This is a genomic window from Bdellovibrionales bacterium, from assembly GCA_016716765.1.
Classification (GTDB): domain Bacteria; phylum Bdellovibrionota; class Bdellovibrionia; order Bdellovibrionales; family UBA1609; genus JADJVA01.
In genome coordinates, this window is sequence record JADJVA010000005.1 from 158,261 (window position 1) to 164,729 (window position 6,469).

A 6,469-nucleotide genomic window follows, 5' to 3' on the forward strand; every position below is an offset into this window, starting at 1 on the left:
TTGCCAGCCAGAAACCTGTTAAGATGTTTGCAGAGCCCTTGGGACATCATAATCGATACAGATGATCACCTTTTTTACATGAGACACCTTCTTTCCCTTTTTAAACGGAGGCCCAGATAAAACGGCTATTGAGGTAGCCACACTTCTGCATGATTTTGAGGGCAAAATAGGCCATATCCTTGTACCCATAGGCTTGCCATTTAACCCCCTTAATGGCTCGGTTAATCCCCTCTGAGAGGCCCGTGGTGACCTTGAACTTGAAATAGTTCCAAAACGTCTGCTTTTCCCGGATATCTTTGATCCACTTGAAAATATTCCCGGCGTTGCAGTCTTGTGACCACTGGTAGATTTCCGCTATTAAAATCTCGGCTTCTTCTTTTGAATTGCAGTCGAAAAACTGATGGAACCTCTCTTTGATGAGCTCCATCTTGGCCATCTTTTCATTGCGCTTCATCACCTCATCAATATGCAACTGATCCTTCGAGGTGCGGTTCTTCGACTTCGTGAGAAAGATATAGCGGTATTTCCCATTCATCAAATCACCCATCTGGCCCTCCGTGTCCACGTTCTGGAGCTCGACTTTTCGATCCTCATTGAGAGCCTCATTGAACTTTTGAACCAAGTGAAAGCGATCCCACACAAGGGTTGCGTTCGGACAATGCTCTCTGACGCTTGCCCCGTATCCCTCGTGCTGATCCGTTGCCACCACCTCAATTTTTGAGCACTGTTCTTTTCCAAGCAAAACAAAAAACTGATCAAGGGCCTCCCGTCTTCGACTTTGGGAAACCCAAACAACCTTATGGGTTTTTATGTCCACTATAATCGTCAAAAACAAATCATCCCTTGTCTCGCCCACTTCAAGCTGCTTGCGGCCTCTCGCATAGACCTCATCAACTGAGATCTGCGTGACGTTTGGTATCTTATAGCCCTGTAAAAATCTCATCAGCAAATGCTTGTCTACCTTGTAGCAAGTTTTCTTATCAAGACTTTCTAGAATTGAAACTTGTAGAACTGACGTGATCTCGCTGAGCCGATTGATCCAAAACGCTAAATCCTTTGTCACATGGGGCGTCGTATCTGAGATAAAATCAATGGCTTCAGAACGGATCTTTTTACAACTTGAACAGTGCCGTTTTTCCCGCCAAAAACTGACCGTCACGGACCAACTCATAATCCTCATATGCTGTGCTGTCACCCAATAACGACCATCTTGCCGGCCCAACTGGCACCCGCATTTACAACAGAAATGCTCCTTGTCCTTAACCTTCTCTAAATGAATCTCCAACCGTTGATCTTTGGTCCACTCTTTTATGTCTCTGACAATAAATCCTTGAAAAGATCGAAAAACTTGGGGAATGTATATTGAAGGTTGCGCATCCATGCTGTTGCTCCGTGGTTGAAGTTTTTGGTTTCACAACAAAATTAAACCATCAGCACAGCTTGGATGCGAGATTTCTCTTTCTTCTTGGACCCTCGAAAACGAAAGTTTTCGAGGGTTACAAGCGGCTCCTGGCCAGGACAGGAACAACCGACCTTCTCCGCGCAGTCGCTCCAAAAATTATTGGTTTTTAATTCTTTACTTTGGTCCTAACCTCCGGCGTTACTGGGAAAGAACCCATGAGACACTCACTGAGTGAGACAGATTTTTCTTCTAACTATTTGAATGACCTGACTGCATTAGAAGAATTTTTACGGCACTCAGATTGCAAGCGAGTCAGATATAGTTCTAATTAAGTCGTATTGATACGGGGGATAATTCAATGCAAGCGTATAGAATAAAATTTGTTTTTTTAAATTTTGCCAAAATCATGGGGTTTTTGTTAAGTGCTGCAATTGTAGCATTTTTATTTCAAAATTGTTCTGATCAGAAGTTTACCGATTCTAGTAGTCAAGTTCCAAGCCAGCAGGGAGAGTTCGATTCGCCGAATTCTAGGGCGTGTCTTGATTTTGGCTGAGCGCACCGAAGTCATTTGCCGATCCTGAGCCAAACGATCGAGCAGGCAAGATAAACGAGTGCTTTGAAATTGCGTGCAAGTTTCTCGAATCGAGTCGCAATACTCCGAAAATGCTTCAGGCGAGCAAAAAGATTCTCGACCAAGTGGCGCATTTTATAGAGAAAAGAATCGAACTCAGGATTGGGCTTTTTGCTATTGGATCTTCTCGGAATGACCGGATTCATTCCCTGGCCGCGCGCTTCTTCGCGGATGCTTTCCGAGTCGTAGCCTTTGTCGGCGATGAAGTTTTCGGCCTTGCCGACTTTACGAATAATTTTGGGGGCTGCTTGAGAGTCATGAGTTCCACCCCCAGTGATTTCAAAATCGATCGGGTTTCCATGCGCATCACAGACCATGTGGATCTTGGTTGTAGGTCCTCCGCGAGATTGTCCAATGGCTCGCTCTTCCCCAGCCCGAGCTCCACTTGCATGCTGGTGAGCGCGGACGTAGCTTCCGTCGGCGAATACCCACTCCGTATCAATTTCGCCTCGTATGCAGAAAAAAAATTTGTCCAAAGGCCTTTCTTGGCCCAGCGGTTAAACCGGTCAAAGGCGGTTTGCCAAGGGCAAAATTCTTTCGGAATATCTCGCCAAGGACCTCCCACGCGTAGTTTCCAGATGATGGCTTCCATCACCTCGCGGGCATTTTTCGAGTCGTAGCATCCCTTTGACTCCATCACAGCCAGCAACTGGAACCAAATCTCGTCCGTTAAAACCCTTCGAGCCATAAAAAACCTCCGTGCTTTCACACAAAGATTTTCCAACGATCGCCAGAAATTTCAACGACTAAACGCGCTCAGCCAAAATCCAGACACGCCCTAGTTTTTCTCGAGAATTTTCAATTAAAGCAGTAGATTTGCAAAACGAAACTCTTTATTCATATACCAATAGAGGGGCAATGACGTTATCTCTAGATGGGGTCTTGACGATAGAATCCTATTTTTTTCCGGACGATTATGAGGAAAAGACCACTCATTCAAGTGACGCAAGTGCCATTACCGTGCGTTTTCGCGGAAAGGGCATTTTTGACTCAAACAATGTGAAATTGCTTGATGAAGTGTATCAAATCGGTGAAATTCTTGACACCAATTATTGCAGGATCACAGCCCGAAACTAGAAGGGGATAACGAGTTAATTTTTTCTCCTGATAACCGATCCTTTGAGGAACTTCCTACGCAAGTGTTTCATATAAATTGCTTTGGCGAAGAGTTAGGAGGGAAAGCGTCGGCGAGGATAAATCTATCAAAAATTTTTTTAAAATTGCAGGCGATTGAAGAGGGCTTGGAGACAAGCAGTTACCTTTACGACGTCTGGGAAATTGGGGCAGAACTTGGGGCTCAATTTATTTTGCCAGGATTGACCAACCCCTCTCCTCCCAGTATATTTTGGCCCAATGGTGTTTTAAACTCAGATTATTATGGCAAAAATTATGCGGTACTCCTCACAGATGGGGGTTGGCGTTGGAAAAAATAAGCACGTTATGGGGGACTCCTGCACATTGACCTACTAAAAATCCCTACGCCACGGCAGGGCTTTGTATTTTGATCACGTGGCCTTTGTCTTTCCAAACTTTAGACCAGGCTTAAAAGTGGTAATACTGGCTTCTGGTGCTCTGGATGCATACAATAGCGGGCACGGGCGGGTGGAAGACAATGATTGATCCTTGGGTTGGGTTCTTGTGCGTTGCACTGACATTTTTCATTAGCGATAGCATTTTTGTCTTTAGCTCTCTTCCTGCGACAGACTATTATTTCATCTCAGTTTTTTTTCTGATCGGAATTTACAGTTTTATTGCCATCTTAAGAGACAATGCGACCTATCAGAATAGGAAATGGCTCGAGCAGCCCCTTAAAATTTTGGGAAAGTATATTTTCTGGTCGGCCATTTCCTATGCGCCAATCCTTCTTTATCGGAATCATTCCTTTTATGTACAGAATTTTCAGAGCGTGGTCCCATTCTTTGAGTTTTATCTTAAATGCCATTTGATTGCGGGCCTTCCCTATTTTATTTTATCCGAAAAATATCGCTATTCTTTTAGAAATGTTTTTTCTGATCCGTATTTGAGAACGCTCAGTTTTTTTCGTCAGCTGGGTCGAGGTCGGTTTCGGAACTCCTTGAGAAGGTTCCTTCACCACAGATCCTACCGAAGTCTACTTATCTCAAGCTTATTGCGACTGCACTTTCTACCGGTCATGTTGGGGCAACTCATCTATGCCCAGGAAAAAACCGCGAACGCTCTCATTGAAAATTCCTGGGATTACGCCGTTATCATCTCTTTTCTGACAACTCTGGTGTGGGCCATTGACGCCAACAATGCGTCAATTGGATATTTCTGGGAATCGAACTTTACCAAGACGCGTTTCAAGATGATGGACTCCTATCCTCTCCATTGGATCATTACCCTGAGCTGTTATGTGCCCTTTACTTTTTGAACATCGACCTTTGTTCCGAGCTTAATGGATTACAATTCAGCAGTCTTTCATGTTGTAGAGAGCAGGTGGTTTGAGGTGACAACGGACCTGATCGGTCTGGTTTTCTTGATTGGCTATCTTTGCGCGGGGACCTCGCTTTATTTTTCAACTTCAAACTTATCCTATAAGGCCATTCAAACTCGGGGACTATACAGCATTGTTCGTCACCCAGCCACTCTTTGTAAAATTGGTTTTTTTGGTGTTGTTTGTTTCAAATTCTCGGAGGCTTACACACTGATCAATGTTTTTGCCTACCTACTTTGGACGGGCATATATCTTTCCCGAACCTATTGCGAAGAAAGATTTTTGATGCAGTTTGAGGAATATCGAGCTTATCGTGAGCGAGTGAAATATCGGCTGATACCTGGCGTTTATTAGCTCGGTATAAACTGGCCTGCTTGATTGTTGTTCCAAACTCCAAGGAGTCCCTAGCTGAACCAAATCTCAGGAGTCCAGGATCTTCAAACATGCGTCCGGCAGCAGCGCTCCCTTTGTGAGCACTGCACCAAGCCGAACTCGATCCTGAATTCCTAACATTTAGTTCAGCCAGCTCCGTGTGTCTTGGATACAACAGATTCACCGAAGGCTTGCGGGCCAGCCGCTGTATAAAAATCTAGATCTTTCTTTTCGAAGCTTTCACTGTGAAATGATCTGGTGATTGTAAAAATCCAAATAGAGATCAATATGATCCCTCTTAGATGAAACATTGCTAATGAAACTTCCGAATGACGGTGGGAAGTTCAGAGATCCGTCTCTTGATTCGGCGTCCATCCGACATTAATACAGCGGCTGGCCTGCAAGCCTTCGGTGATTCTGTTATGTCCAAAAGACATAGGGAGCTAGCTGAACTAAATCTCAGGGGTTCAGGATCGAGTTCGGCTTGGTGCAGTGCTCACAAAGGGAGCGCTGCTGCCGGACGCATGTTTGAAGATCCTGGACTCCTGAGATTTGGTTCAGCTAGGGACTCCTTGGAGTTTGGAACAACAATCAAGCAGGCCAGTTTAAGTTCCGTCAGTCAGCCCTCCGGCGGAGAGCCACTGATTTCAGTCAGTGCCGAGAGGTCTTTTAGGTAAAGAGACCGGTTTTTCTTTTTGATCAAACGTTCATCAGTAAAATCTTTGAGACACCGAATGATGGTTTCCTTGGCGGCACCTATCCAGTTAGAGAGGTCAGTTCTTGTCATTTGAATACTGATTCGCCATCCTTGAGAAGTTTCTTCGCCAAATTTATCCTTTAGGATCAGGAGGGCCTCAGCCAGGCGCTCTCGAACACTTTTCTGGCAAAAGGACTGAAGATGCCGTTCAGCTCTTGCGATCTCCAATCCCATTCTACGTAGAATTTCAAGGGAGAATTTTGAATCGATTTCGATAAGTCTAATGATGGTGTTGGTGCTGATCCGACAGGAAACAGATTCGCTGAGAGCTGTTGTTGTTCCTCGAAAAGTTGGGGAAGAAAAGACGCATCTGTAACCAAGAACTTCTCCTGGCCCGGCTATTCTCACGATACTTTGTGTTTTTGACGTGGCCGGAGAAAGGCTTACTTTCGCGCTGCCACTCTGCAAACAATGGATGTAACCCGCTGTTTCACCTTTTTCAAAAAAGTGCTCACCTTTTTTATGGATTTCAGAGGTCTTGGACTGCGAGAGATCGTCCAAGGCTTCGTTGCTGAGAGATGAAAACAAACTCTGCTTCCAGACTGGGCAGTTTCTGCAATTTTCGGTTGTAGATTTAATCTCTCGAGTTTTCAATATGCAATAAGGTTATCCTTCAGGCCTTCCTATCGCAACTGCCGGGAGAGAATTGCCGTTGCGCATGCTATACCCCCTGCGGCATTTATATATTCATTGATAGGAGTCTCGGATGCAATTTTAATGTTATGACTCTTGTAGAGTTCCCTGAGTTTGAGACATCCAGCTGGCATCAGAATCTTCTTAGGGCCCAGAGCGACGATGTTCATGCCCTGGCGATGCACGACCTCCTCAAATTCGGGAACGCCAATAATGTGG

Annotated in this window: 8 protein-coding genes; 4 read left to right on the forward strand and 4 right to left on the reverse strand. The window is 44.9% G+C overall.

What is annotated here, in order from left to right; all coding sequences use genetic code 11:
• Nucleotides 1-100: 100 nt before the first annotated feature.
• Together IPL83_03915 and IPL83_03920 are read right to left on the reverse strand one after the other, a co-directional pair.
• Nucleotides 101-1,381 (reverse strand): ISL3 family transposase, encoded by a 1,281-nt coding sequence (locus IPL83_03915; GenBank protein ID MBK9038302.1) that lies wholly within the window; start codon nucleotides 1,379-1,381, stop codon nucleotides 101-103.
• A 585-nt stretch (nucleotides 1,382-1,966) separates the two neighbouring features.
• Nucleotides 1,967-2,721 (reverse strand): IS5 family transposase gene (locus IPL83_03920; protein ID MBK9038303.1). Its coding sequence is split into 2 segments (ribosomal slippage): nucleotides 1,967-2,490 and nucleotides 2,490-2,721, totalling 756 coding nucleotides; the frame shifts between segments, so codons are not numbered across the junction.
• A 170-nt stretch (nucleotides 2,722-2,891) separates the two neighbouring features.
• On the opposite strand from IPL83_03920, the gene IPL83_03925 reads away from it, so the two are divergent.
• The 3 genes from IPL83_03925 (at nucleotide 2,892) to IPL83_03935 (ending at nucleotide 4,425) form a co-directional block, all read left to right on the forward strand.
• Nucleotides 2,892-3,110 carry a hypothetical protein gene (locus IPL83_03925; GenBank protein ID MBK9038304.1) on the forward strand — a complete coding sequence of 73 codons (219 nt, stop codon included), beginning with the start codon at nucleotides 2,892-2,894 and terminating at the stop codon, nucleotides 3,108-3,110.
• 62 nt (nucleotides 3,111-3,172) lie between these two features.
• On the forward strand, nucleotides 3,173-3,466 hold the full coding sequence (locus IPL83_03930; GenBank protein MBK9038305.1) for a hypothetical protein: 294 nt from the start codon (nucleotides 3,173-3,175) through the stop codon (nucleotides 3,464-3,466).
• A 143-nt stretch (nucleotides 3,467-3,609) separates the two neighbouring features.
• The gene (locus IPL83_03935) at nucleotides 3,610-4,425 is read left to right on the forward strand and encodes a hypothetical protein (protein ID MBK9038306.1); all 816 of its coding nucleotides are present in this window, start codon (nucleotides 3,610-3,612) and stop codon (nucleotides 4,423-4,425) included.
• A 277-nt stretch (nucleotides 4,426-4,702) separates the two neighbouring features.
• Here IPL83_03935 and IPL83_03940 read toward each other — a convergent pair whose 3' ends face one another.
• The gene (locus IPL83_03940) at nucleotides 4,703-5,035 is read right to left on the reverse strand and encodes a hypothetical protein (protein MBK9038307.1); all 333 of its coding nucleotides are present in this window, start codon (nucleotides 5,033-5,035) and stop codon (nucleotides 4,703-4,705) included.
• A gap of 154 nt (nucleotides 5,036-5,189) precedes the next feature.
• On the opposite strand from IPL83_03940, the gene IPL83_03945 reads away from it, so the two are divergent.
• Nucleotides 5,190-5,537 carry a hypothetical protein gene (locus IPL83_03945; protein MBK9038308.1) on the forward strand — a complete coding sequence of 116 codons (348 nt, stop codon included), beginning with the start codon at nucleotides 5,190-5,192 and terminating at the stop codon, nucleotides 5,535-5,537.
• Here the strand turns inward: IPL83_03945 and IPL83_03950 are convergent.
• On the reverse strand, nucleotides 5,480-6,145 hold the full coding sequence (locus IPL83_03950) for a Crp/Fnr family transcriptional regulator (GenBank protein MBK9038309.1): 666 nt from the start codon (nucleotides 6,143-6,145) through the stop codon (nucleotides 5,480-5,482). The genes IPL83_03945 and IPL83_03950 overlap by 58 nt on opposite strands.
• Nucleotides 6,146-6,469 lie beyond the last annotated feature (324 nt).